Annotated in this window: 19 protein-coding genes; 5 read left to right on the top strand and 14 right to left on the bottom strand. The window is 40.9% G+C overall.

Annotated features, from left to right (window positions below; genetic code table 11):
- Positions 1-65 precede the first annotated feature (65 nt).
- The 4 genes from AC0T5Z_RS05350 to AC0T5Z_RS05335 form a co-directional block, all read right to left on the bottom strand.
- Positions 66-1,550, bottom strand: coding sequence for an OmpA family protein (locus AC0T5Z_RS05350; RefSeq protein WP_435337644.1), 1,485 nt, complete (start codon positions 1,548-1,550; stop codon positions 66-68).
- 220 nt (positions 1,551-1,770) lie between these two features.
- Positions 1,771-3,006, bottom strand: a complete 1,236-nt coding sequence (locus AC0T5Z_RS05345) for a dihydroorotase (RefSeq protein WP_291341442.1) — start codon at positions 3,004-3,006, stop codon at positions 1,771-1,773.
- Between the two features lie 10 nt (positions 3,007-3,016).
- Positions 3,017-4,033, bottom strand: a complete 1,017-nt coding sequence (locus AC0T5Z_RS05340) for an aspartate carbamoyltransferase catalytic subunit (protein WP_004971550.1) — start codon at positions 4,031-4,033, stop codon at positions 3,017-3,019.
- 305 nt (positions 4,034-4,338) lie between these two features.
- Positions 4,339-4,746 carry a hypothetical protein gene (locus tag AC0T5Z_RS05335; RefSeq protein WP_180061953.1) on the bottom strand — a complete coding sequence of 136 codons (408 nt, stop codon included), beginning with the start codon at positions 4,744-4,746 and terminating at the stop codon, positions 4,339-4,341.
- A 326-nt stretch (positions 4,747-5,072) separates the two neighbouring features.
- Between AC0T5Z_RS05335 and rlmKL the strand changes: the two genes are divergently transcribed.
- Positions 5,073-7,277 carry a bifunctional 23S rRNA (guanine(2069)-N(7))-methyltransferase RlmK/23S rRNA (guanine(2445)-N(2))-methyltransferase RlmL gene (gene rlmKL / locus AC0T5Z_RS05330; protein ID WP_435337643.1) on the top strand — a complete coding sequence of 735 codons (2,205 nt, stop codon included), beginning with the start codon at positions 5,073-5,075 and terminating at the stop codon, positions 7,275-7,277.
- 124 nt (positions 7,278-7,401) lie between these two features.
- Positions 7,402-8,430 carry an IS701-like element ISAba11 family transposase gene (locus AC0T5Z_RS05325; protein ID WP_473786262.1) on the top strand — a complete coding sequence of 343 codons (1,029 nt, stop codon included), beginning with the start codon at positions 7,402-7,404 and terminating at the stop codon, positions 8,428-8,430.
- Between the two features lie 27 nt (positions 8,431-8,457).
- Here AC0T5Z_RS05325 and AC0T5Z_RS05320 read toward each other — a convergent pair whose 3' ends face one another.
- The 4 genes from AC0T5Z_RS05320 to AC0T5Z_RS05305 form a co-directional block, all read right to left on the bottom strand.
- Positions 8,458-9,741, bottom strand: coding sequence for a DUF945 family protein (locus AC0T5Z_RS05320; RefSeq protein WP_291341435.1), 1,284 nt, complete (start codon positions 9,739-9,741; stop codon positions 8,458-8,460).
- Positions 9,742-9,968: 227 nt separating this feature from the next.
- Positions 9,969-12,548: an ATP-dependent chaperone ClpB gene (gene clpB, locus AC0T5Z_RS05315; RefSeq protein ID WP_435337812.1), complete on the bottom strand. Its 2,580-nt coding sequence runs from the start codon at positions 12,546-12,548 to the stop codon at positions 9,969-9,971.
- A gap of 374 nt (positions 12,549-12,922) precedes the next feature.
- Positions 12,923-13,897, bottom strand: coding sequence for an IS110 family transposase (locus tag AC0T5Z_RS05310; protein WP_435337577.1), 975 nt, complete (start codon positions 13,895-13,897; stop codon positions 12,923-12,925).
- A 304-nt stretch (positions 13,898-14,201) separates the two neighbouring features.
- Positions 14,202-14,624 carry an OsmC family protein gene (locus AC0T5Z_RS05305; RefSeq protein ID WP_070156041.1) on the bottom strand — a complete coding sequence of 141 codons (423 nt, stop codon included), beginning with the start codon at positions 14,622-14,624 and terminating at the stop codon, positions 14,202-14,204.
- Positions 14,625-14,772: 148 nt separating this feature from the next.
- Here AC0T5Z_RS05305 and crp point away from each other — a divergent pair, with 148 nt between their 5' ends.
- Together crp and AC0T5Z_RS05295 are read left to right on the top strand one after the other, a co-directional pair.
- Positions 14,773-15,477, top strand: a complete 705-nt coding sequence (gene crp / locus AC0T5Z_RS05300) for a cAMP-activated global transcriptional regulator CRP (RefSeq protein WP_167845925.1) — start codon at positions 14,773-14,775, stop codon at positions 15,475-15,477.
- 204 nt (positions 15,478-15,681) lie between these two features.
- A complete protein-coding gene (locus AC0T5Z_RS05295) occupies positions 15,682-16,731 on the top strand; it encodes an NADP(H)-dependent aldo-keto reductase (protein WP_291335192.1) in 1,050 nt (349 codons plus the stop codon).
- Positions 16,732-16,926: 195 nt separating this feature from the next.
- On the opposite strand, the gene AC0T5Z_RS05290 is transcribed toward AC0T5Z_RS05295, so the two are convergent.
- The 6 genes from AC0T5Z_RS05290 to AC0T5Z_RS05265 all read right to left on the bottom strand — a co-directional run bounded on the left by AC0T5Z_RS05290 (position 16,927) and on the right by AC0T5Z_RS05265 (position 22,614).
- Positions 16,927-17,709, bottom strand: a complete 783-nt coding sequence (locus AC0T5Z_RS05290; protein ID WP_435337697.1) for a M48 family metallopeptidase — start codon at positions 17,707-17,709, stop codon at positions 16,927-16,929.
- Between the two features lie 156 nt (positions 17,710-17,865).
- Entirely contained in the window at positions 17,866-18,174 is a 309-nt protein-coding gene (locus AC0T5Z_RS05285) for a hypothetical protein (protein ID WP_435337696.1), read from the bottom strand.
- 236 nt (positions 18,175-18,410) lie between these two features.
- A complete protein-coding gene (locus AC0T5Z_RS05280) occupies positions 18,411-19,730 on the bottom strand; it encodes an adenylosuccinate synthase (RefSeq protein WP_291335198.1) in 1,320 nt (439 codons plus the stop codon).
- A 69-nt stretch (positions 19,731-19,799) separates the two neighbouring features.
- Complete coding sequence (locus AC0T5Z_RS05275) at positions 19,800-20,966, bottom strand: ATP phosphoribosyltransferase regulatory subunit (protein ID WP_236162297.1); 1,167 nt, start codon at positions 20,964-20,966, stop codon at positions 19,800-19,802.
- 164 nt (positions 20,967-21,130) lie between these two features.
- Entirely contained in the window at positions 21,131-21,445 is a 315-nt protein-coding gene (locus AC0T5Z_RS05270; RefSeq protein ID WP_236162296.1) for a hypothetical protein, read from the bottom strand.
- A 134-nt stretch (positions 21,446-21,579) separates the two neighbouring features.
- A complete protein-coding gene (locus AC0T5Z_RS05265) occupies positions 21,580-22,614 on the bottom strand; it encodes a type I glyceraldehyde-3-phosphate dehydrogenase (RefSeq protein ID WP_435337694.1) in 1,035 nt (344 codons plus the stop codon).
- Positions 22,615-23,076: 462 nt separating this feature from the next.
- On the opposite strand from AC0T5Z_RS05265, the gene alaS reads away from it, so the two are divergent.
- Positions 23,077-25,770, top strand: coding sequence for an alanine--tRNA ligase (gene alaS, locus AC0T5Z_RS05260; protein WP_435337692.1), 2,694 nt, complete (start codon positions 23,077-23,079; stop codon positions 25,768-25,770).
- The last annotated feature ends 58 nt before the right edge of the window (positions 25,771-25,828 follow it).

Genomic DNA, 25,828 nt, shown 5'->3' with positions numbered 1-25,828 from the left:
AAAAAAACCCTCGTGTGTAAAGTGAGGGCTCCGTAAATGTTTCATCCTGCAAAAAATTAACCTGTTTAAGATTGAGGCACCTTTTGCTCTGTCACGCCTGCATCTTCCACACTACGCACTGTGCCTGTATCTACATTCAAGACTTCGAACTCAATACGGCGGTTTTTAAATTGGCCTTCCGGTGTTGCATTTGCCGCAATCGGCTGCTCTGAACCAAAACCAATGGCTTGCAACTGACCTGGGTTTACTCCACGTGATACCAAATAATCGACCACTGCTTGCGCACGTTGTTGTGACAATGTCTTGTTGGCATTGGCATCACCTACGGCATCGGTATGCCCTTTCACGGTTAATCGAACTTGTGGCGCACGCTGCATCAATACCGCAGCCTGATCTAAAATAGATTTATTGGCTTCTGGAATTTCAGTCGATGCAGAATCAAAATTAATGATTTGAATATTGAGTGCTGTCGCAACATCTAACGCGCGGATATTGTCAGGATTAATTGTAGCCAAGGCCTTCTCGGCATTGCTAATACTGCTGGTTACAGCCTGATTGACGTCGGTTACTGTGGTTTCTGCAGGTTGCTGAGTCACTACAGTCATGTTTTTAGCCATTGGACGAATTTGACTGGCTAAACGCTCTGCATCGGTAGGATTCGCTGCTTGAATAGACAGTTGATTGCCCACCCAATTTAAATTGACATTCGGTACACCTTTCAACATTTTTAAAACACTTGGAATCACATCTTGATCAATAAATTCTGAATGATAGTTGGCATAATTTTCTGCACCACAACCTGTCGGATGATTAAAAATTTGCTTCACTTCATTTTGTAGAATGTCCATATAGCTTGGATTATTCAACAAAATTTGACAGGTCACCAAATTACCATCACTGCCCGTACTAACTTGTAACATTGCAGGCTGATTAGCTGCCACCTGGGTCTGCGCAGTTGCCGGCGCCTGGTTGCGGTCACTACATGCTCGGAATAAAAATGCCAATAAACCAATTAAAATAATTAAAGCTAAAATTGGCAATAACCACGAACGGCGTTCTTCAACGGGCTTAGTCACAATGACTTCAGGTGCTTGATGTACGGTTTGTCCCACAGCATTATTTACCCCCAATGCAGCCAATAATGCTGTTGCCCATTGTGGTAAAGCCGCCTGAATTGAATCTAAATTATTTTGCAATAAATGTTGAATCGCAACTGGGTCTGATGAGCCTGCCTGATTTTCAAGAAAGTTTAAGCTAGGTGCAATTGAACGATTCAGTGTATTTTCAATTTCGACTTGTGGTGCTGTGCTACTCACCATATCCATAAACTGCTGTTTTAAAGACAAGTTTGAACCAAAGACATCGCCCACACGAGGGTTAAGCTGTCGATGCAAATTATCAATTAATTCAGGACGTGAATTTAAAATAGACAGTAAAATAGGATAAAAGCTATTCAGTGCCTGATTTTTTTCAAGTAAATGCTGAGTTTCCCCTTCTAATACAATAGATGAGACACTTTGTTTGAGTAGGTCAATAAAATCTGTTTGCATATACAGCCCTCTTTTTTGTCTTTGTTTTCAATTTTTTTTTAGTGTATATGCTTAAAATTTAAACAAATGTAATAAATTGTGGTGTTTTGATTTTGTTATGAAATTTGCGTCAACGGAGTGTTGGCTTTCTATTTTCAATCACATAAAAAAAAGCCAGCCGAAGCTGACTTTAACTAATACTAAATATGAAAGACGAAACTCAAATATCAAGAGGCATAAATTAAGCAGTAAAAATGCGTAATGCTTTGCCTTTCACCGCTTGGTTAATTAAAGGCGTATTTTTGCCTTGCGACACAATCGTTTCTTTGTTCAGCGTCCATTCCACTTCTGGGTCAACCAAGACCCAACCCGCTTCCTGTTCCCAACGACTTTGCATTTTTGCCACACGCGCAGGTGCAAGTGTTACTTTTTCTACCCACTCCAATGGACTGAACAGACCTTCCTGAATCAGTTGAATCCCAAATGGAATATAAGTATCAAACGCAGTAAAACCTGACAAGGTATCTGCAAACGGTGCCATTTTTGCAGAGCTGTTTAAAGGCTCGTGATGAGTACAAATCGCATCAATCACACCATTTTTTACACCTTGACGTAGCAAAGCTTTGTCTTCTTCAGAGCGCAGTGGCGGACGCACGTGCGCTAAGGAGTTAAAACCATCAATTATTTGATCGGTTAAATGCAATTGATGCATCGCCACATCACAAGTAACAGGCAGACCTTTGGCTTTGGCTTGTTGAATCAACTCAACTGAGGCACCACAAGACAATAAGCCAAAATGCGCACGTACACCTGTAGCTTCAATCATTAACAAATATTTAGCAATCGCTACGGTTTCAGCCAAAGTAGGAATCATGGGCAAGCCTTGACGCGAAGCAATAAAACCTTCATGCACACAGCCATCTTTGGCAATTTGCGGTTCTTCAGCATAGAACACCACGGTCATGTCTAAACCCGCTGCATATTCCAAAGTACGAATCACCACATCATCATCTTCAAAAGGTGCATTGGCATTGGACACTGCACTACAACCGCCTTTTTTCAGTCCCGCCATATTGGCAGGCTGTTTGCCGTTTAAACCTTGAGTTTGTGCACCAATCACTTCTAAATAAATACCACTATCCAACTTGGCTTTTTCTACTAAACCATGAATGAGTGCACCGTTGTCTTGCACGATCGGTTTAGAATCAGGTGGGGTAAATAAGTGCAGAATTCCGTTTTCACGTGCTGCCTTGCCTTCTGATTTGAGCGTGCCGTGCTGCTGTTGACCTGGTTCACGTAAACGTGCACACAAATCCACCATGGTTGGCATGAGCCATTGACCTTGGGCATCAATACTTTCGCTAATCTCAGCACTTTCTGCAACAAACTTGCCATTTTTAAGATATACCGTTTGCACGCGGTCAATTTGCTGGATTGGGTCAAGCACACGTACATTTTCAATTTTTACAATCGCCATGACTTTTTCCTTATACCGCAATCGCGTCAATCAAACCTTGTTCTTGCAATTGACCTTGCATCGCCAAAGCCAATACCGCCATACGCACCGCAATACCGTTGGTTACTTGATTTAAAATTACCGATTGAGGGCCATCGGCAATGCTCGAATCAATTTCGACACCACGGTTCATTGGCCCAGGATGCATCACAATACAGTTTGGTTTGGCAAGTGCCAGACGCTCTTTGTTTAAACCATACATTTTGTAAAATTCAGCTTGTGAGGCAAGTGCAGGCGAATCAATACGTTCATTCTGAATACGCAGGGTGATAATCACGTCGCAGTCTTTTATGCCTTCTTCCATTTTGTTAAATAAACGCACGCCTGCTCCATATTCATCAAAACCGTACGGCAACAAGGTGTTCGGTGCAATCACGCGAATGTCTTTACAGCCCAGTGTTTGCAAGGCAGCCACATCGGAACGCGCCACGCGTGAATGTTTGATATCACCAATAATCGCAACACTTAATTCTTCATAAGGTCGTTGGGTTTCACGGCGAATGGTCAGCATATCCAACATCGCTTGCGTTGGATGTGCATGACGGCCATCACCCGCATTAATAATGGCAACCTTTGGGCAAACCGTTTTAGCAATAAAATGTGCTGCACCTGAAGATGAATGACGCACCACAAAAATGTCAGCAGCCATCGCCTCTAAGTTCCACAAAGTGTCACGCAAAGTTTCACCTTTAGAGGTACTTGAACGGGCAATATCAATATTGAGTACATTGGCAGAAAGACGCTTGGCTGCGGCTTCAAATGTGGTGCGGGTACGAGTAGAGTTTTCGAAGAACAAATTCATCACCGTGCGCCCTTCGAGCAAATTATTGGTGATCAGTTGGTTTTGTTCATTGAAAAAGGACTGTGCTGTGTCCAGAATTTGGGTGAGGGTTTCTTTGGAAAGACCTTCGATGGTTAAAAAGTGTTTTAAATGCCCATCTTTATTCAATTGAATCTGGCTCGGAGTATGCAATGCCGCCAAATGCATGAGAGATTCCTTATACGTTAAGTTAACGCATTATACAGAAATTGATTTGGCAAAGCAGTGTAACTTGGCATGATTTAGTCAAAAGAAACTTATGATTTTAAAAATTAAGTCATGCAGACTCATCTACACTTTCTTTCATGCTTAATACTCTACAAAGCGATGTGAAAGGATGGCATTTATATTTAACTGCTCTGCTAGCCAATCATCTTGATATGAGCTTGATGAACATCTGGTGGGTCAATCTTCGCCTACAACTGCCTACGCAACCTTCAGGCTATGTAGGCATAGTCTGTACAATTCACCGTTTAACGCAATGCCCCTATATAATGATGGGACACCTGCGCCCGATAAATTTCTTCAGCTGTAGGTTCAGTCAAGTCATCTATATTTTCTATATTTTCTATATTTTCTATATTTTCTACTGCATCTAATTGCTGCGCTTCAGTCTGTGGCGACGTTATTTCTGCATCAGCATCCATTAAGTTAGCCAATATACTGTTTAAGCGCAGCGCATAACGGCACAATTCCTCATCGTGTGTAGCGAGCGCCAATTGCAGCACAGCACGTGCATAGTCTGAATTTTCAACCAGATACATGACATCAATCACACGTCCACTGACCCGTCTTAATCGCGTATAAATTAAAGTGGCAACTGAAAAAATCTCGTTATTTGCTGTTAAAGCCTGTGCCGTGTTTAAAGTAGCCGTGGTCATTTAAATATTCCCCTTATCGCTTCATTGTTGTTTTGCAGTGTTTGATGCTCATCTGCAAAATGTTCACCATCACAACAATGTATGAGCAAAATACATACCAATCATGTGAATATTCAGGTTTTTATTTTTCCGCAATACAATCACTCAAAATTTTTTAGAGATGTCATTACATCCTCATTGCCTTTTTAGAAAAAAACAGTAAAAATGCCCTGAAGCTCTTCAAACCTAGACCTTTAAAATTCTGCACGATTCACGCTAAATCACTAAGTTTTCTAGCACAAAATACGGTAAAATAGCCGATTGCTGAATTGCTTTTGGAAATTTTCATGAATTCGAAACCCCGTCTTTCTACATATTGGGTCACCTGTGCAGATGGACTTGAAACCTTATTGCAAGAAGAAATGCAAGGTTTAGGTATTCAAAATATCGAACGTTTACCGGGTCGTTTAATTTTCAAAGGCACACTCGAAAATGCCTATCGTGTCTGCATGTGGTCACGTTTAGCCTCACGTGTCCTTACACCAATTCACACACACGAAATTGAATTTAGTCACGACGCGCGCGATGTAGCCGAAGAGCTTTATGAAGGTGCGCTGAGCTTTGACTGGTCACTGATTTTTGCGCCACAAAGTACTTTTGCAGTGCGTTTGCATATAGAGCGTGACATTAAAGTGAACAGCCAATTTGCGACCTTGCGCGTTAAAGATGGTGTGGTCGATTCATTTATGGATGCAGTGGGCAAACGTCCAAGCATTGACATCAAACAGCCTGAAATTACCTTATACGTGTTGGCAGGTAAAAAAGAACATACATACTGCCTAGATTTATCTGGCGATTCACTGCATAAACGCGGCTATCGTCGTTTTATGACCGATGCCCCAATTAAAGAAAACCTTGCCGCAGCGATTCTGCAAAAAGGTCAATTACAACAAATTCAACCCGACATTATTTTAGACCCTATGTGTGGTTCGGGTACGTTTATTATTGAAGCATTGATGATGCTGACTGACCGTGCGCCAGGTCTAGTACGTCGTTTTGGTTTTAATGGTTGGCAAGGCCATGACCATGAATTATGGATGAGTATTAAAGCAGAAGCGGCAGAACGCCACCAAACTGCATTACAACAACCATTGCCAAAATTCTATGCTTTCGATGCCGACTGGGAAGCAGTCAAAGCCACCAAGCAAAATATTATTGCGGCAGGTTTTGAAAGTCTGCTCGATCAGATTCAAATTGAAGAGCGTACTTTGGCTGACTGGCCAGACTTTCAATCCGAAGACAAAAAAGCCTTTATTGTAACCAACCCGCCTTACGGTGAGCGTTTGGGCGATAAAGCCTCGAACCGTGCCTTATATTTGGGCCTGTCTGCCCTCTTACAAAAACATTTCCCAAATCAAAAAGCAGCCGTTATTGCAGCCCAAGTTGAACAAGCCGATGTGTTGGCTTTCAATGACCCGCAAATTTTACGCTTGATGAACGGCAAACTGCCAATTTATGTTCGTTTTGGTACGATCAAACCTGCAACAGTCGCACGTCCATTCTTAGCTGACTGGCAACCTCAGCAATTTGAACCGATTGAAGGTGCGGAAGATTTCACCAACCGTTTGCAAAAAAACACACAAAGCTTGAAAAAATGGGCGGTGAAAGAAAATGTGCATTGTCTGCGTTTATACGATGCCGACTTACCTGACTTTAATGTCGCAGTCGATTTATACGGCGATCGTTTGCACGTGCAGGAATATGCACCACCGAAAAAAATTGATCCTGAAAAAGCCAAAAAGCGTTTTAATCTCGCCTTACAAGCCATTCGTGCCGTTACAGGTTTAGGGCGTGATGCTGTATTTATTAAAACCCGTGCTCGTCAGGAGGGTAAAAACCAGTACACCAAACAAAGTACAGCCTCGAAGCGTTTTATTGTGCAAGAAGGTCAGGCTAAAATTTTGGTCAACCTCACCGACTACCTTGATACAGGCTTGTTCCTTGACCATCGTCAAATGCGTTTACGCATTGCCAAAGAAGCACGTGGCAAGCACTTCCTGAATTTATACAGTTATACCTCAACTGCAAGTTTGCATGCCGCGCTTGGCGGTGCACTAAGTACCACTAGTGTTGATTTGTCCAATACTTATTTGAATTGGTCTAAAGAAAACTTTGTATTGAATGGTTTAACGGTTGAACATTCCGATGAACAACATCAATTCTTTGCCAGTGATTGTTTTGAATGGCTCAAAGAAGGTCATGAACAGTATGATCTGATCTTTATTGACCCACCAACTTTCTCAAACTCTAAAAAGTTCTATGGAACGTTTGACGTACAACGCGACCACGTTTCTTTAATTAAACGTGCAATGAACCGCTTAACCACAGGCGGTACGCTGTACTTCTCTAACAACTACCGTGGTTTTGAAATGGATGAAGAAATTGAAGCCATGTTTGATGTGCAGGAAATTAGTCATGAAACCATTGGTCCAGATTTCAAACGTAACACTAAAATCCACCGTGCTTGGAAAATTCAGCACCCGCCTGTTTAAATAAACGGCATGGTAATACATCACAGCCTGTTCAATTGAATGGGCTGTGTTTTTATCGTAGATCAATATAGGACTTACGCATTGACGGATTCAAAAAAGTATTAAAATACTTTATAAAGTATCTGTGATCAGACGAATTAAAAATGCTTCTACAGCAACTTGTACTCTACCCATTTATATGGGCTTTCTCATGACAGAACCGAACTCTATTAGCTGCACACAACTTGCCGAGACTTATAATATCTCGCATGATAGTGTAAATCGCTTTCTAGAGCGTGAAGACTACACACCTCACGACCTATATCAAGAAGCAATTCAACATATTGATAATAATAAACTTATAGTCAGTATTGATGATACTGTTTTAGATAAACCATATAGTCAACATATGGACTTAGTTAGCTATTTTTGGTCAGGCAAACACCACCGATCCGTCAAGGGTATTAATCTCATTACCTTGTATGCGACAGATCAAAATGGTCAAAATATTCCAATTAATTTCCGAATTTATGACAAATCTGAAAGTAAAACCAAGAATGATTACTTTATGGATATGTTAAGTGAAGTACTCAGTTGGGGTGCAAAGATTCAATTTATTACAGGTGATAGTTGGTATTCATCGACTGGAAATCTAAAAACCATAAGAAAATATGGTATTCGATTTATGTTTGGTATCGACTGTAACCGTAAGGTTTCCCCAGAAAAAGGACAATGGTTTCAACTGCGTTTATTGCCAGATTTCCATCAGGGTCAAGTGGTCTGGCTCAAAGATTTTGGCTTTGTACAATTATTTAAGACTCAGTTAAAAGAACAGCAGAGGTTTTATATTGTGCATCAAGATGAAGATGATTTATTGTCCTTTGATGGTTTTCATGAATTACATTCAAGTCATTGGAAAATAGAACAATATCACCGAGTGATTAAACAGGTTTGTCATATTGAAAAGTTTCAAGTAAGACGATCTAAACTGATTTTGAATCATATTTTTTCAGCCTTGATGGCCTACGTCGAGATACAAAAGAACCAGTTTGAGGGGATCTTTGAAAATGTATATCGTTGGCAGAAGAAATTATTTAGACCAATCATCAAAGACTTCATTGATGACTTTATTCTCGATAAAAATCATCTGCTACCACAGAGAATCTATAAATGATAGTGCGTAAGTCCTACAATATTTAGATTATTGACCAGTTAAGAACTTTTTTTCACCATATTGATAATGCATTGAAAGTTTAAATTCATCACCATCACGCTGAATTTGATGATTGCTTTGCATCGCACTGAGTATCTGTTCCAACTCTTGATCAGACATGCTTTTACCTGCAGCATTCAAATAATTATTCATAATGGTTTTGACCACTTGCTTGTTAAAGCTCACATCGGTTTGCACTTCTACCAAACTTGGGAACATTTTCGCCAAGCCTTCTACAGTGGTTTGATGCCCTGGCATCACTTTACCAACCAAATCTGCCCGAATACTGCCTGTGCCTAATTTCAACTGATTCTTCTTGGATTCAAACTGAAAACCCTCATTAATCACAGCCAATAAGGCTTGTTGAACTTCTTTCCCAAAGTTTTCTGCTTCTAAGCAGGAATTACTTTGTTTTTGAATAATATCAAAGAAGGTCTGCATTTTTGTGCGTTGCAAATCTTTAACATCCCAATTGAACTGCAAATCTTGGATTGCGGGCACATTGTCTAAACCTAATTCAGCAATTTTGAATTTTGATTGAATATCAACCGTACGCTCATGCAGTTGAGTATCCATACGCCAACTGAAGTCTTTCATTTTGCCTGAACCCACTGCTTTTGAGTCCTGACGCTGCATTTCTGCGATACTGAATTGGAAATAGCCAGGCTCTAAAGACTGCCCATACAAAGACTGATTGGTTTTAAACTGCATGCCTTTTACTTGAAGATGCCCAAATTGATCTCGTACCGTCAACTGAGGCACATCAAAAATCATATTTACAATTTTCTGCTGCCCTTGACTTTGTTTCGCCTGAAACTCAATCTGTATAGGAGAAAATTTAGCTTCAAGTCCTGCTTCTTTTTTCTCTATAGCAGGTATGCTCAATTTTGTGGTCGACACGCCCAACCAATTCACTTGCGTGGTCACATTTAAAGGCTGTTGAAAGAACTCGGAAAATTGTCCCTGCCCTTGTTCCAGATTCATTTTAGAATCAATTTGGTACCCTTTCCATGTCCGCTGAATTTGATCTTGTCCTTGAAACACCAATTTTTCTTTGGCATTACATGGGTCTAAAATAATGGTCATTTTCCATTTGGCAGTACCTGTTAAAGTCCCCAGGTCGTAGTCTGTATATTGCACGCTAATATTGGGTGAAGGATTTAAATTTTGTTGATAATGTTCACGCAGATTCTTATCTGCATATAAATTTCCCGCAGCGGCAGCTCCTGCTAACACAGCAACACCCATTCCACCCCACACTATTTTTGACATAGATTTTGCTCAAAATTTATCTATTTTTATTGAACAAAAATTATAATTAATCTTCTTTAAAAAAGATAATTGTTTTGCAAATAAATCACTTAAATATAATATCCATCATAAAATATTTAAAATACCTGTCACTTTTGACCAAAAATTTTACTAATGTGACCTAAATTGTCAGTCACAAAAAACCCAGCCAAAGCTGGGTTTCTTGAAAGTTGCTAGCACCTAGCAAATTAGCTGAGTTTCATTTTTTCAAACACCAAATGACCATTTTCAGCTTTAATTAAAATCGTATCGCCTGCAACAAAGTCGCCTGCTAAGATTTTTTGTGCCAACGTATTTTCCACTTGTTGCTGAATCGCACGTTTCAATGGACGCGCACCGTAGACTGGGTCAAAACCTGCTTCAATCAATTGGTCAAATGCCGTATCGTCTATCGACAAGCGCAAATCGCGTTCGTTTAAACGTGCACGTAAACGATCCAATTGAATATCGGCAATGCCTCGAATTTGTGCTTTTTCCAATGAATGGAACACCACCAGTTCATCAATACGGTTAATAAATTCAGGGCGGAAATGTTGCGAAACTGCCGCCATGACCACAGCACGTACTTCTTCACGTGTTGGATTGCCACCCAGTTCACGTACATCGTGAGAACCCAAGTTAGAAGTCATCACAATTACAGTGTTTTTAAAGTCCACCACGCGACCTTGCGAATCGGTTAAGCGACCATCATCCAACACTTGCAACAAGATGTTAAATACGTCTGGATGGGCTTTTTCCACCTCATCAAACAACACCACACTGTACGGTTTACGACGCACTGCTTCGGTTAATACACCACCTTCTTCATAACCAACATAGCCTGGAGGCGCACCGACCAAACGGCTGACTGAGTGTTTTTCCATAAATTCAGACATATCAATCCGAATCATGGCGTCATCACTGTCAAACAAGAAGTTTGCTAACGCTTTGGTCAATTCTGTTTTACCCACCCCTGTTGGGCCAAGGAAAAGGAACGAACCACTTGGGCGGTTAGGATCAGACAAACCAGCGCGTGAACGACGTACTGCATTCGATACCGCTATCACAGCTTCATCTTGTCCCACCACACGTTTATGCAAAAATTCTTCCATGTGTAGCAGTTTTTCACGTTCACCCTGCAGCATTTTCGATACAGGAATACCCGTTGCAGCACTGACGACTTCAGCAATTTCATTATCCGTAACTTTGTTACGCAATAATTTTGGTTCTTCTTTCTCTCCAACCAACTCATCTTGCGCCAGTTGTTTTTCCAACTCAGGAATCACGCCGTATTGCAAACGTGACATTTCTGCCAAGTCATTTTCACGCTGCGCCTTTTGCAATGCCATACGTGCCTGATCCAACTGAGTTTGAATTTGCTTGGTGCCCTCAACCAAGGTTTTTTCCGCTTTCCAAACTTCTTCCAAATCATTGTATTCATTCTGAACTTCAATAATTTGTTTTTCCAGATGCGCAACTTCAGCACGGCTGCCTGCATCTTCATCTTTCTTCACGGCTTCAAGTTGCAGTTTTAATTGAATTAAACGGCGCTCTAATTTATCTAACGCTTCAGGCTTAGAATCAAGCTCCATTTTAATCCGTGACGCTGCCTCATCCACCAAGTCAATTGCCTTGTCTGGAAGTTGACGGTCGGTGATATACCGATGCGACATTTTAGCAGCAGCAATAATCGCTGAGTCTAAAATTTTTACCCCATGGTGCACTTCGTAGCGTTCTTTCAGACCACGTAAAATTGCAATAGTGTCTTCTACACTTGGCTCATCGACCAATACTTTTTGGAAACGACGCTCTAAAGCCGCATCTTTTTCAATATATTGACGATACTCATCTAAAGTAGTTGCACCGACGCAGCGCAATTCGCCACGCGCCAATGCAGGTTTCAGCATATTGCCTGCATCCATCGCACCATCGCCTTTACCTGCACCCACAAGCGTGTGTAATTCATCAATAAATAAGATGACTTCACCTTCTTGTTTCGCCAAGTCTTTTAAGACAGCTTTTAGACGTTCTTCAAACTCACCGCGGTATTTCGCACCTGCCAACAATGAACCCAAATCTAAAGATAAAACACGTTTACCTTTTAAACTTTCAGGCACTTCACCATTGACAATACGCTGCGCCAAACCTTCAACAATCGCAGTTTTACCCACACCTGGTTCACCAATGAGTACTGGGTTATTTTTGGTACGGCGTGACAACACCTGAACGGTACGGCGGATTTCATCATCACGGCCAATAACAGGGTCTAGTTTGCCTGCCAATGCACGTTCGGTTAAATCGATAGTGTATTTATTGAGTGAGTCACGTTGATCTTCGTGATTATTGCTCATGACTTTTTCATCCCCTCTAATTTTGTCAATCACGCTACGCAAACTGCTTGATGTCACGCCCACACTATTCAGTAGTGTTTTGGTCGCGCCCACTTCGGACAAACCAAGCATCAACCAGTCGGTCGATAAAAATTCATCACCTGCTTTTTGGGCAAAACTGTCAGCCAAATTCAGGGCTTTGACTGCATCTGGACTTAAATTGATGTCGCCTGTTGGGTTGGCCAAAGTCGGCGCATCGGATAAAGCTTGCTGTAATTTACTTTGCAAATCACGCAGGTTGGCGCCTGCTTGCTGTAATAAACTGATATTGGAGGCTTCTTCGAGCAAAGTCGCCAATAAGTGGATGCCTTCAATGGCAGTATGATCTTTCCCTATCGCGAGAGATTGGGCATCAGATAAAGCTTGCTGTAGGCGGTTGGTAAACTTTTCAAAACGCATTCTTGTTATTCCTCACAACAAATTGTGTACTTAATAGATATATGGGAACGCAGGCGTAAATTTCAATTAAATTTTGATATATTTTTCAAATTCTTAATTAAAATTAACAGATAGATATTAGTAATAATATTGGACCGATTAGTGTAGATTTCAAGTTTAGTTTGGTATTTTTTTATTGTTAGTTAAATCATTGATATACACTTGTATATCAATCAATTAAAAGCTTTTGATTATTAGACTTCTTGCGTTAGTCAAATTTTAAGCAGTCAAAAGCTATATTTTATAAGGTTTTAGCCAATTCAAAAATTAGATAAAACTATACTTTCGCAAGAGATACCGTCTGAAACGTCAAGCAAATTATCGAAAATTCATGCTCAATAATCTGCTTGATAAGGCTGTTGGTGTTTGAGTACACCATAACAAAGATGAACCAACTTTCTCATTGCAGCTCCAATCGCCATCATTTTGGTTTTACCATTAGCTAATAATCTTTCATTCATCCCTTTAATATGAGGATTATGCCGAGTTGCGACAATGGCTGCCATATATAAACCGGCACGTATTTTGGAAGAGCCCGCTTTGGATAAATGGCTTCTGCCATGAATGGAGCTACCTGACTGCTTTTGAGTGGGCACCAAGCCAACAAAGGCGGCCGCTTGACTAGCTCTTTCAAAAGTATGACTGCGCAAGAAACTGAGCATTAATAAACTAGTTCGATCTGCAATGGCTGGAATACTGCTGAGCAGTTCTTTATCATTTTTTAAATCAGGATTCTGATCAATGTGATCATCAATTTGTTGGTCGATACCCTGAATATGTTGGTTTAACTGTTCAATACTCTTGTGGAGAGACTCAAGTACAGGTTCCATCGTGAAGGTAGACTCTGCTTTTTCCAAACGATTCTTTTCACGTTGTAAATCTTCACAAAGAACAGCTCTTCTATCCAGTAAAGCATTCAGCAATTGAATATGTTTGGGTAAAGGTTGCCAAAAATGTAGATTGGCAGTCATCGCAAATCGAGCTAGAACCTCACTATCTACCTTGTCTGTTTTATTCAGCTTAGACATACTCTGAGCAAAATATCGAGCTCTGGCAGGATTGGTTACAGAGACTTGATAGCCCTCATCAAATAAATATTTAGCCAAGAGTTCATGATAAATAGATGTTGCTTCCATTAAGATAATGGTCTGCGTAGAAGTTGCAGCATGCTGGTTTAGCCAGATTTGAAGTTGCTCAAAACCTTTTGGTGTATTTGAAAAAGTTTTGGTTTTCTTTTTATTTGCAGAATTTTCTAAAATTAAACAGCAATCAATTTTAGCTTTAGCAACATCAATACCAAGATAAAACATAATCTTTACCTGCTTTAATTATTCAATTATTGTTTTAGCATAACCACCGTCTTTTCTTGTGAATGCAGCATCAAAGTGCTTAGTTACCGTCCAGAGTTGTGCAAGTGGTTAGGGCAAATTGTAGGTTTTATCTCTTGCACAGACTAAAAGTCTTAGGTCTATTACAAACTCTACAATTTGCATATAGTGGAAGCTAATCACTACAACCTCCAAGATACAAGGTCTATTATTTATGTCATTTGAAATATTTGGTTACAATGGTTGGCAAAATATACCAACCATTGTATGACCTATTAGTCAAAGCTTAATCTTGTTCAATAATTTCAAAATCATGGCTAATTTCAACACCACCATCAGATAGCATTTTACTTGCAGAACAGTACTTTTCTGCTGAAAGCTCAACCGCCTTCGCGACCTGCTTTTCCTTGACTGCCTTGCCTTTGACCACAAAATGCAAGTGAATTTTAGTAAAAACTGCAGGAATGCTATCGGCACGTTCTGCAGTTAACTGACATTCAACATGCGTCACTTCTTGGCGTGATTTCTTTAAAATAGTCACAATATCAAACGAAGCACACCCACCAAGTCCCATTAAGATTAACTCCATAGGACGTGGTCCACGGTTTTCACCACCATATTCTGCAGAACCATCCATCACTACAGAATGACCACTTTCTGATTTGGCTTCAAAAGCAACGTTCTCTAACCATTGAACACTTGTTTGCATTGCAACTACCTAAAAAAAGCTATAAATTGACACGGGTATTTGTACACTAACATAACTTGAGTTGATAAGGAATTTCATCTCTACTGTGTGACAAGTTCAGACTAGGTCTTGTGCGATCTATTATTTATCCATTTTCGGAACCGTTAGCATGACTTCCAACTTTTCACAGCTGAGTACTGATGCATTGTCCCCAGGACAACTGCCTGACTCAGTCAAAGCATTATTAAAACGTGCATACATCAACCGTTATCCAAAACGGACAACTATTGTTGATGCAGGGACTGAATCTAAATCATTATATTTGATTTTAAAAGGTTCAGTATCAATTATTCTTCGCGAAGATGATGATCGCGAAATTGTTGTGGCATATTTGAATCCTGGCGACTTTTTTGGGGAAATGGGTCTATTTGAATCGAATCCGCAACGTACTGCAGAAGTTCGTACTCGTGATGTATGTGAAATCGCAGAAATTACTTATGAAAATTTCCACGAACTCAGCAAACAATATCCTGATTTAAGCTATGCTGTTTTTGCACAACTGGTACGCCGTTTAAAAAATACCACACGTAAAGTAACTGACCTTGCCTTTATAGATGTGTCTGGTCGTATTGCACGTTGCTTGATTGATCTTTCTGCGCAGCCAGAAGCCATGATTTTGCCAAACGGTCGTCAAATTCGTATTACACGCCAAGAAATTGGCCGTATTGTCGGCTGTTCACGTGAAATGGTCGGGCGTGTTCTAAAAACACTTGAAGAACAAGGCATGATTGAAACTGATGGTAAAGCTATTCTGATTTTTGATGCTTCTTTGGAGCAAAATGAAGCCACTGATGGCGACTTTGATGACGAATAAACCATGCATATGCAAATTAAAAAAGCAAATCTTCGGATTTGCTTTTTTATTACCGGCATATAACTGTTAACCATTTTCAAATATCAAAATACCATTCTTGCTGTCACTACAAAGCAGTAGCAATTTTCTCAGCCACAAGTGGCGCAAAATGGTGTCGGCTCTTGTAACATCCCTTCATAAACATAATCTTGAGCGAGAGACAATATGCAATTTAAACCATTGGCAAAGACGGGGATTTTAGTTCCAGAAATCTGCTTGGGCACCATGACCTTTGGTGAACAAAACACGCAATCAGATGCCTTCGAGCAACTGGATTATGCCTTAGAGCGTGGTTTGTATTTCTGGGATACCGCAGAAATGTACCCCGTACCGCCAAAAGTAGAAACTCAAGGTGCAACTGAAACTATCATTGGTAATTGGTTACAGCAACGTGGCGGACGTGATAAATTATTTTTAGCCTCTAAAATTGCAGGCCCTTCGCAAGGCGGCAGTCATATTCGAGATGGCAAAACCCGCTTTAATGCACAGGATATTCATTCTGCGCTGGATGGCAATTTAAAACGCCTGCAAACCGACTATATCGACTTATACCAACTGCACTGGCCGCAGCGTCCGACCAACTTTTTTGGCAAACTCGGTTATGGCAACCAAGAAGCACAAAATACGCAAGAAGTAACTGATCTCGCTGAAACCTTAACCGCGTTGCAACAAGAAATTCAAAAAGGACGGATTCGCTATATTGGCTTGTCAAACGAAACCCCGTGGGGCACCATGAAGTTTCTACACCTTGCAGAACAGCTAGGATTAAGCAAGTTCGTCAGCGTACAAAATCCGTATAATTTGCTCAACCGCACTTACGAAATTGGCATGTCTGAAATTGCCCATTATGAAGGTATTGGACTACTCGCCTACTCACCTTTGGCTTTTGGTTATTTAACTGGTAAATTCCGTCATGGTGCACGCCCTGCCAATGCACGTGTCACGCTATATTCACGTTTTGGCCGTTACAGCAATCCACAAAGCGAATGGGCGACCGAACAATACGCCCAACTTGCAGAACAACACGACTTGAGTTTGACGCAACTGGCTCTGGCATTTATTAAGCAGCAATTTTTTGTAACCAGTACCATTATTGGCGCGACCAATATGGCACAACTCAAAGAAAATATTGATGCTTTTGACATCAACTTATCAGATGAAATTTTACAAGGTATTGAAGCCATTCATCGTCAACAACCCAATCCAGCACCCTAATTTCATTTTAAGCACTGCTTTAAAATGAAATTAGAAAATTGAAGTAAACAAGTGAGCTGGCGTTTAAATTAAAAACATGAGTTCAGCTATAACGCACCATTTTTATGTTGTTTAAAGTCAAAAATTTTAAAAAAGGATGCGCATTTCTATGCACATCCTTTCTTTGATTCATCTGTCTTACTGACTAATGTTATCTTAGCGGCGGTTTTTGTTATAAATTGCCTGAGCTGCAGGTAAGTTTTTACGCATCGCCTCAATACGCTGACTGTTCGATGGGTGCGTTGATAAGAACGATGCACCACCGCCACCTTCAAGTTTGTTCATTTTTTCCCAAAGGGTAATAGCAGCTTGCGGGTTATAACCTGCACGCGCCATAAGCATTAAGCCACCCTGATCGGCACGACCTTCCAAATTACGCGAATATGGCAAGCCAATCCCAATTTGAGTACCTAATTGTGCTGCAGCAGCACCCAATTGACCGACATTGTTACCCGCTGCACTTAGGCCAACATTTAGTGCCAAATTTGTTAAAGCTTGTGCACCGATTTTACTTTTGGCATGCTCTTCTAGCGCGTGCACCATTTCGTGCCCCATAATTGCGGCAATTTCAGCATCGGTCAAATTCAGTTTGTTGACAATACCTGTATAGAACACCACTTTACCGCCAGGTGCAACAAAAGCGTTTACCTGATCAGACTTAAGCACCGCCAATTGCCATTGGAAAGGCTGTCCTGTTTGGTTCATTTGGTTGGCATATGGAATCAAACGCTGAAACACGGTATTAATCCGTTTATACGTAGTTGAACTAGTGTCTAACTGATTTTTATTGCGTGCGTCTTGTACCATTTCGTTATAACTTTTAGATGCAGTTGCATTTAAGGTGGCAGTATCTGCACCTGCCATGTCTGCAACAGTGGTACACCCTGACACTGTGATTGCGCCTGCGGCACATAAACTTAACATCAGTTTTTTGTTCATTATAATAATCTCCGCCTTACGAGCTATCTTCATATCAATCAATTGTATAAAATCAATTCAAGGCTTTAAATCTAAAATCACTTCATAATCATATTATTTATGTAAATAACGCCTAAGCTGTGTACAGATTATATGTCTAAGCGATCAATAACTATCTTAGTAAAGAAATTGATAAGACAACCAAAACACTAAACAGAAGATATTTAAACCCAAGTAAATTTTAGATACTACTTCTACTTTTTCTTCCATTGCTGGATTTTTGCGTTTGTAGAGTAGGTAAGCATTTTGAATCAGAATCAGTGGCACCAAAATACAGGCAAAAATAACGCTCAAACCAATAAATGCCTGATACATAATATTCGGATCATGCTTTTGCGATAAAATCAGCATCATGGCAATGGTCGGTGCTCCGCCCATCGCGAACAACAAAGAATAAAAAATCGTACTGGTAATATTTTTATGCATCCTGCATAACCTTAATTAAATTTAATTTTCTAAAGCCATTGTAACAAGCCACACTGCGCTGCACAGTGCCAGTCATCTGCAACTTTAGTCTTGAAAAAACCACTCACTCAGCATCATCTGCAATGTTTCACCAAATGAGTCGCTATTGAAACTGAAACAACATCAATAAAAAGCCCCATCATTTAGACAGGGCTGAGTACATCATCTGAACTTGTGTTATGTCAAAGCACAACCACTTAAGCATCAAATGGATGACGTAATACTATCGTTTCTGCGCGGTCTGGGCCTGTAGAAATAATGTCGATTGGACATTCAATTAACTGCTCAAGACGTTTGATGTAGTTCACTGCATTTTCAGGCAATTGTTCTACACTGGTCGCGCCCACAGTTGATTCAGACCAACCTGGCATAGTTTCGTAAATTGGCTTTAAGTTTTCGTATGCAAGCGCATCAGAAGAACCTACACAACCTGAATCGGCATTTTCATAACCTACGCAGATTTTGATTTCTTCTAAACCATCCAACACATCTAACTTGGTCAAGCAAATACCAGAAAGTGAGTTTACATCGACTGAACGACGTAAAATTTCGGCATCAAACCAACCACAACGACGCTGACGACCTGTAGAGGCACCGAACTCATGACCCACAGTACCTAAGTGTTTACCAATCGCATCACCCACGTCATTTGCTGCGTCGTATACCAACTCTGTTGGGAATGGACCTGCACCTACACGTGTGGTATAGGCTTTGGTAATCCCTAAAACGTAGTCTAAATGTAATGGACCTAAGCCTGAACCCGAGCTTACACCGCCCGCAGTCGTGTTCGATGAAGTCACATACGGATAAGTACCGTGGTCAACATCAAGCAATGAACCTTGTGCACCTTCAAACATAATATTGTCACCGTTTTTACGGTAATTATGAATTTCGGTTGTTACATCAACCACTAATGGTGCAATCACTTCACGCCATTGGTCGCATAGTGCTAAAACTTCATCTAACTGAACTGCTTCAACACCGTAGTATTGTGTCAATTGGAAGTTGTGATAGTCCAATAATTCAGTCAATTGAGTACGTAACGCCTCACCACCACGCACCAAGTCTGCAACACGAATTGCACGACGTGCAACCTTATCTTCATAAGCTGGGCCAATACCACGACCTGTTGTACCAATTTTGGCATTACCACGTTTTTTCTCACGTGCTTGATCAAGTGCAATGTGATTCGGCAAAATAAGTGGGCAGTTTGGTGAAATGCGTAAACGCTCTTTCACTGGCACGCCTTCTTGCTCCAAAATACCCATTTCTTTAATAAGTGCTTCAGGAGAAAGCACAACACCATTACCAATTAGGCACAGTACGTTTTCACGTAAAATACCTGATGGAATGAGGTGTAATACAGTTTTCTTACCACCAACCACGAGAGTATGACCTGCGTTGTGTCCGCCTTGATAACGAACGACTGCCGCCGCCTGATCGGTGAGCAGGTCGACGATCTTACCTTTACCTTCGTCGCCCCATTGGGTACCAAGTACCACAACATTCTTGCCCATAATAGCCTCATTACATCATGCTGTTAAAATTGAAAACCAAGACTTGTAACATGAAACATGCCTTGGCGATTAAATTTTTTCGACTATCCACTCACCATTTGCAAGAACCAATTGGTGCGTTGCGTATGGAACCGAGTTTAAATCATCATTGCCCAACAATTGAATTACCCTAAAGCCTTGCGCACGTGTATTTTGAATAGCCGCGATTAAATCGGGTTGTGAGCCTTTAGGCGCAACAACAACAGCCGATGATTCAAAACGGCCTGCACTTAATACAAACAAGTCACAAGAGAAACCTGTTGCAGGACGCGCACGTCCAAAATGCTGACCAATGCCATCATAACGACCACCTTGAGCCAATGGCGCAGCACGATTCGGTGCATATACCGCATACATTAAGCCCGTATGGTAATGATAAGAACGCAGCTCAACCACATCTATACCAATATGCAGATTTGGCCAACGCGCCTGAATTTCAGCTTGTGTTGCTTTAACCGCTTCAAACGCTTGCTTAAATTCGCTATTTGTCAACACTTCAGCACTTAAATGAGCCTGCAAAGCATTTAAATCGCTGGCATAGCGACCTAAAGCATAAAAATCTGAACCGAAGTTTAAATCTCGGGTAAATTCTGCCAGTTCAGGCAATGCTTTACGCTGATATAAATCTGACATTTGACGTTCAATGGCTTTGCTTAATTCTGCTTGTTTAACCAAGCTACGGAACATACCGACATGACCCAAGTCTAAATGCATACCTTCTGCCAGACCTGCTTCTTTGAGCAAGCTGATCATAAGATCAACCATTTCTACATCGGCATCAATGCTATCTGAACCAAATAACTCTGCACCCAATTGCAATGGTGCACGTGTAGAATTAAAACCTTGTGGTTTAGTATGTAAAACCGTACCTGCATAGCAGTAACGTGCAATACCATCTACAGGATGTACATGCGCATCAATACGTGCTACTTGGGGTGTCATATCGGCACGCACACCTAGCAAACGACCTGAAAGTTGGTCAATTACTTTAAATGTGGCAAGGTCTAAATCTTGATTCGATTCTGATAGAGAAGATAGAGATTCAATGTATTCTATGAATGGCGTGTACACCAACTGATAACCTCGAGATGCAAGGAAATCCAGTGACTTACGACGCAAGTTTTCAATCACTTGCGCTTGTTCTGGTAATACATCAGCTACACCATCAGGTAATAACCATGTCTCTGAAATGGGCATGTTGTAAACCTAAATTCTTGTTTGCGCGGAACGAATCCGCATAAAAAAATCGGGAGCACACCCGATTTCTCCTAGTTTAGCATGATACTTTTGCTCATGCACCTGACTTTTTCTGAAATATGCGGTAAAAAATATGAATACACGACATCTTTCAAAACCGTCATTTAAAAGTCCTGATTTGATTTGACTACCTTTGCCAATAAACTGACCAACTCGGCATTTTGCATTTCAAGCTGTGCTGTTTTTTGCACGGTTTTATCTAGCGCATCTTGCTGAACCTGCATCTTTTTGGCCAAGTCTTGCATAATTTCCAAAGTCTTTTTCAGATGCTCTTCTAAATGTAATACTTTTTGCTCGACTTGCTGTTGATGCCGCACATCGCTGCTGCTGTCTGCCTGATTTTTAAACTGCAACCAAATCAGAAAAATTACAGCAAGTGCCAGCAAAAAAATAAATCCCCACAATAAAATAATCATCATGCTACTACTCTATTCAAACTTTCTATGCAAACTTTGTTTTATCAATCAGTGAATTAACCGTGAATACGAATTATAAAATCTTTCATCACTATTGCATGCTTTTTACACTTTGTATATGTCTTTAAAAGTAGCTCTTATACTACCCGCTGACTAAAAGATTCGCACAAATCCAGTAAACGATTGGCATAACCCCACTCGTTGTCATACCAGGCAAAAACTTTGGCTTGATGGCCCACCACCATGGTTTGGCTTAAATCGACAATTAACGAATAAGGTGAATGGTTAAAGTCACTCGATACCAAAGGTTCATCGGTCACTTGCATAATTTCGGCATAATCATGCGCTGCCGAAGCACATAACACCTGATTCAATTTGTGCACCGTAATGGGTGACTGCGAAATAAAAGTTAGATCAATAGCTGCAACATTAATGGTTGGCACACGAATCGAATAACCATCAATTCGATCTTCCATTTTTGGCATGACTTGTTTTAAAGCACCCAAGGCAGATGAAGTTGTCGGAATAATATTTTGTCCTGATGCACGCGCACGACGTAAATCGCGATGCGCCTGATCCAATACAGTTTGATCGGCTGTAACTGCATGAATTTCAGTCATTAATGCGGTATCTATTCCAAAAGCATCATCAATGATTTTAACCAGTGGCACTAAAGCTTGCGTAGTGCAGGACACACTGGAAATAATTTGGTCGGTACTTTTAACTTCGTGATGGTTCACACCATAAACAATCGCAGCATCTACAGTATCGAATGGCGCGGCACCAATAATCACACGTTTGGCGCCCGCCGTAATATGCTGCGTTGCTGCCTCACGGGAACGGAACAACCCTGTGCATTCTAGTACCACATCCACATTTAAGGATTGCCACGGCAATAGCGCAGGTTGAGACTGATTCAACACCTGAACTTTTAATTGTGCCAAACCTGCAGAAATATTCAAAAAAATCTGTTCATTTTCAAGGCTGATTTCCACCTGCCCTTTAAAACGACCATGGGTGCTGTCGTATTTAAATAGATGAACTAAGGTTTCTACATCGGCAATGTCATTTATCGCGACAATTTCAAAATGAAAGTCTTTGGGATTTTCAAACCAAGCCCGCAGCACATTGCGCCCGATTCTACCAAAGCCATTGATTGCCACTCGTTGCATGACTGATCCTTTCATAATGAAATCAAAATTTAAGCGCAGACAATGTTAATAGATTTTGAGGCCTTACTGAAAAAAATCAGATCAATTCTGCGAATTTTTTCGCAATTTGTTGTTTAATTCGACAAATTAAAATATCAGCTTCGGCTTTTTATCGCTCACCAATTTTTTTAACTTTGTCTGTATTGCGTTTCATGGCAGTTCGGCATATTACACGACCTGCAGTAAGCGCTTATTTTGAATGTAAATGTTCATCATCTTCTATTGCAAAGATTTATTCTGCGTAATAGCAACATAGTTTGTGTCAGAATTGTCATCTATTCACACTAAAATGATTGGTGATAATGGCTTTTTCCGTTATAATTTGGCGTTTTTAAAATTTTAAGCCTGCATGACAGCAAAAGAATTATTTTTGTCAGACTGTCCTGTGTTTAGCCAAATCGGAAATTATGGAGTGACTTGGTTGTGAGTACTCGTTTTATGACATCAGCTGAAATTCGTGAAGCATTTTTGCGTTACTTTGAATCGCAAGGGCATACACGTGTCGCATCGAGTTCTCTAGTACCTGCCAACGACCCAACCTTATTATTTACCAATGCGGGTATGAACCAGTTTAAAGACTGTTTCCTAGGGCTGGAAAAACGTGATTATGTGCGCGCTGTATCGTCACAAAAATGTGTACGCGCAGGCGGTAAACACAACGATTTAGACAATGTGGGTTATACCGCACGTCACCATACTTTCTTTGAAATGTTAGGTAACTTCTCGTTTGGTGATTATTTCAAACGTGATGCAATTAAATTTGCTTGGGAATTTCTAACAGGCGAACAATGGTTGGCGCTACCGAAAGAGCGTTTATATGCTACGGTTTATCACACCGATAATGAAGCGTTTGACATCTGGAACAAAGAAATTGGTTTAGATGCTTCTCGTATTATTCGTATTGGCGACAACAAAGGCGGTCAATATGCTTCAGATAACTTCTGGGCAATGGGTGATACAGGTCCTTGTGGTCCTTGTTCTGAAATTTTCTATGATCATGGCGATCATATCTGGGGTGGCTTACCAGGCACGCCTGAAGAAGATGGTGATCGTTTCATTGAAATCTGGAACAATGTATTCATGCAGTTCAACCGTACTGCGGATGGTGTACTGCACCCACTTCCAGCACCGTCTGTCGATACAGGCATGGGTTTGGAACGTATTTCCGCAGTATTGCAACATGTTAACTCAAACTACGAAATTGATCTATTCCAGCACTTACTCAAAAATGCAGCTCAGATTATTGGTTTAGACACAACTGCTCTTGAAGCAACAGCACAACAAACTGGCAAGCCTGTGGACTACCCTGCTTCGCTCAAAGTGGTTGCAGACCATGCTCGCTCTTGCTGCTTCCTGATTGCTGATGGGGTGAATCCATCGAATGAAGGTCGTGGGTATGTATTACGTCGTATTATTCGTCGTGCAGTACGTCATGGCAACAAATTAGGCGCAACAGGTTCATTCTTCCATAAAATGTTGAAGCCACTCATTGAAGTCATGGGTGATGCATATCCTGAACTTGCAGCAAATCAAGCGCGTATTGAGGCAGCATTACTGAAAGAAGAAGAACAATTTGCCAAAACGCTTGAGCAAGGTTTGAAATTGCTTGAAGGTGAATTGGCACAGCTTAAAGGGTCAGTCATTCCAGGCGAAGTAGTATTTAAACTTTATGACACTTACGGTTTCCCGACTGACTTAACAGCAGACATTGCACGTGAACGTGACTTGACCATTGACGAAGCAGGCTTTGAAGTTGAAATGGCAGCACAACGTCAACGTGCACGCGATGCAGGTAAATTTGCGGTTGATTATAACTCAATTGTAAAAATTGAAGGCGAAACTCAATTTGATGGCTATGACGCAACGACTGGTCAGGGTCAAATTGTGGCTATTTATAAAGATGGCGAACAAGTTGATGAAGTCGTTGAAGGCGATGAAGCTTTGATCGTACTCAATCAAACCCCGTTCTATGCAGAAAGCGGTGGTCAGATTGGCGATACAGGTCTATTCAAAAACGAAACCGGTATTTTTGAAGTTCAAGACACCAAAAAATCTGGCGGTGCCTTTGTTCATCAAGGTATTGTTACCATGGGCAGTTTAAAAGCTGCGCAAGCGGTGGAAGCCATTGTAAAAGCAGATATCCGCGAAGCAACTGCACGCAATCACTCTGCAACACACCTGTTACATGCTGCCCTACGTCAAGTTTTGGGTGCGCATGTACAACAAAAAGGTTCATTGGTTGCCTCTGACATTTTACGTTTTGACTTTGCCAATGACCAACCTGTGTCATTTGAGCAATTGCAAGAAATTGAGCGCTTGGTCAATGCAGAAGTCATTGCCAACACTGCCGTGTCTACTGAACTATTAGACATTGAAGCAGCGAAAGCCAAAGGTGCGATGATGCTATTTGGCGAAAAGTATGGTGATGAAGTTCGCGTACTTTCTATGGGTTCTATGATCGAAGATAAAAACTTCTCCATTGAACTGTGTGGTGGTATTCACGTAAAACGTACGGGCGATATTGGCTTATTCAAAATCATCTCTGAAGGTGGTGTTGCAGCTGGCGTGCGTCGTATTGAAGCGATTACAGGCAGCAAAGCCGTTGATGCCGTTCAAAAAACTGAACGTGATATCAACAGTATCAATGCTTTGTTGAAAGCACAAAAAGACCAGACTTTAGAAAAAGTGCATACATTGGTCAATACAGCATCTAGCCTTCAAAAGCAGATTGAACAGCTCAATCAAAAATTAGCGCATTTCCAAGCAGCTGAACTTTTAAGTCAAGTACAAGAACTTGCTGGACGTACCACGCTCATTACGACTGTACAAAATATGGATGCAAAATCACTGCGTAACTTACACGACGGTGTAAAATCCAAACTCGACCAAGCAGTGATTGTACTTGCAGGTGTAGAAGGCGATAAAGTCAGCTTAATCGCTTCTGTTGCACCAGACTTTACTGCTACGATTAAAGCAGGAGACATCATCAAATACTTAGCTACAGAACTAGGTGGTAAAGGTGGTGGTAAACCTGATTTGGCACAAGGTGGCGCGCCACTTAACGAGAACTTTGCATCGGTGATGGCAGGTTTAACTGCTTGGCTTGCGGCAAAATAATCTCACTTTTTGTGTAACTGACCCTGAGCAGGTAAATTCAGGGTCATGGCTTATATGG

This window comes from Acinetobacter pengchengensis, from assembly GCF_982235305.1.
The sequence above is the reverse complement of the archived record's forward strand: the minus strand, read 5'-3'. Positions and strand labels throughout refer to the sequence as shown.

Bases quoted from the DNA above. Each gene is read 5' to 3' on its own strand.
- AC0T5Z_RS05320 (WP_291341435.1), bottom strand. From the start codon at position 9,741: ATGTCAAAAATAGTGTGGGGTGGAATGGGTGTTGCTGTGTTAGCAGGA.
- AC0T5Z_RS05270 (WP_236162296.1), bottom strand. From the start codon at position 21,445: ATGATGATTATTTTATTGTGGGGATTTATTTTTTTGCTGGCACTTGCT.
- AC0T5Z_RS05290 (WP_435337697.1), bottom strand. From the start codon at position 17,709: ATGAACAAAAAACTGATGTTAAGTTTATGTGCCGCAGGCGCAATCACA.
- AC0T5Z_RS05310 (WP_435337577.1), bottom strand. From the start codon at position 13,897: ATGTTTTATCTTGGTATTGATGTTGCTAAAGCTAAAATTGATTGCTGT.
- AC0T5Z_RS05275 (WP_236162297.1), bottom strand. From the start codon at position 20,966: ATGCCCATTTCAGAGACATGGTTATTACCTGATGGTGTAGCTGATGTA.
- AC0T5Z_RS05340 (WP_004971550.1), bottom strand. From the start codon at position 4,033: ATGCATTTGGCGGCATTGCATACTCCGAGCCAGATTCAATTGAATAAA.
- clpB (WP_435337812.1), bottom strand. From the start codon at position 12,548: ATGCGTTTTGAAAAGTTTACCAACCGCCTACAGCAAGCTTTATCTGAT.
- AC0T5Z_RS05335 (WP_180061953.1), bottom strand. From the start codon at position 4,746: ATGACCACGGCTACTTTAAACACGGCACAGGCTTTAACAGCAAATAAC.
- AC0T5Z_RS05345 (WP_291341442.1), bottom strand. From the start codon at position 3,006: ATGGCGATTGTAAAAATTGAAAATGTACGTGTGCTTGACCCAATCCAG.
- AC0T5Z_RS05280 (WP_291335198.1), bottom strand. From the start codon at position 19,730: ATGGGCAAGAATGTTGTGGTACTTGGTACCCAATGGGGCGACGAAGGT.
- AC0T5Z_RS05265 (WP_435337694.1), bottom strand. From the start codon at position 22,614: ATGCAACGAGTGGCAATCAATGGCTTTGGTAGAATCGGGCGCAATGTG.
- AC0T5Z_RS05305 (WP_070156041.1), bottom strand. From the start codon at position 14,624: ATGCAAACAAGTGTTCAATGGTTAGAGAACGTTGCTTTTGAAGCCAAA.
- AC0T5Z_RS05285 (WP_435337696.1), bottom strand. From the start codon at position 18,174: ATGCATAAAAATATTACCAGTACGATTTTTTATTCTTTGTTGTTCGCG.
- crp (WP_167845925.1), top strand. From the start codon at position 14,773: ATGACTTCCAACTTTTCACAGCTGAGTACTGATGCATTGTCCCCAGGA.
- rlmKL (WP_435337643.1), top strand. From the start codon at position 5,073: ATGAATTCGAAACCCCGTCTTTCTACATATTGGGTCACCTGTGCAGAT.
- AC0T5Z_RS05295 (WP_291335192.1), top strand. From the start codon at position 15,682: ATGCAATTTAAACCATTGGCAAAGACGGGGATTTTAGTTCCAGAAATC.
- AC0T5Z_RS05350 (WP_435337644.1), bottom strand. From the start codon at position 1,550: ATGCAAACAGATTTTATTGACCTACTCAAACAAAGTGTCTCATCTATT.